This window comes from Streptomyces capoamus (genome assembly GCF_014654935.1).
GTDB lineage: Bacteria > Actinomycetota > Actinomycetes > Streptomycetales > Streptomycetaceae > Streptomyces > Streptomyces capoamus.
This window is the reverse complement of sequence record NZ_BNBF01000042.1, coordinates 1-747: the sequence shown is the minus strand read 5'-3', so window position 1 is coordinate 747 and position 747 is coordinate 1. Positions and strand designations below refer to the sequence as shown.

The following is a 747-nucleotide window of genomic DNA, read 5'->3' as shown; positions in this document are numbered from 1 at the left end:
GCGGCAGCGCAAGGTGCGTGGTTCCTCGCGCCGCTCCGGGGGGCGTCGGGTGGCCGCGAAGGGGTCGCGGTTCTCCGTTGCCCTTCCCGGGCGCCGGTGATCGCGGGCCGGTCTGTGTGGCGGCGCGGGGTGCGTGCCTCCTCAGGTCGCCTCGGAAGGCGCCGCTCCGGGAGGCCGTCGGTCGCGGGCTCGCTCGGGCCGCGGTGCCGGGCGGTTGGTCAGCGCTCGGTCGCCAGGGCCTCCGCGGTCACCGGTGCGGCCGGTTTCGTCAGGTCCGCCGGGGCGGCCTCCGCGGCGGAGGCCCGCGGTGGCAGCAGCTCCAGCACCGCCTGCCGGTCGGCGTCGCTCGTCGCGTCGTCGTACGGGTCCGGCGTCCGCGGTACCTGGAGCCGGTGCACCGGACCGGCCCCCAGCCGGGCGTACCCCCGGCCCGGCGGCACCTGCGTCATCGGCGTGGTGTGCGGCGGCACCCCGAGCACCGCCTCCACCTGCTCCGGCGCGGCCGGCCCGAGCACGACACGCGCGCGCGTGTGCTGCCGTACCGCGTCGGTCAACGCCTCCGCGCTGTCGAACTGCTCGGCCACGACCACGGTCACGTTCGCCGCGCGGCCGTGCCGCAAGGGCACGGCGAGCAGGGCCTGCGGGTCCTTGCGGCCGTCCGCCGCGGCGAGGTGGGCGAAGACGCTCGGCCGGTCGATCACGATCCACAGCGGGCGCCGGGTGTCCGCGGGCGGCGGATCGCCCGCC

Annotated in this window: 1 pseudogene; it reads right to left on the bottom strand. The window is 78.4% G+C overall.

Going from position 1 to position 747, the window contains the following annotated elements:
- Positions 1-218: 218 nt before the first annotated feature.
- Positions 219-747, bottom strand: a pseudogene (locus IE312_RS36255) (hypothetical protein); the annotation flags it as partial.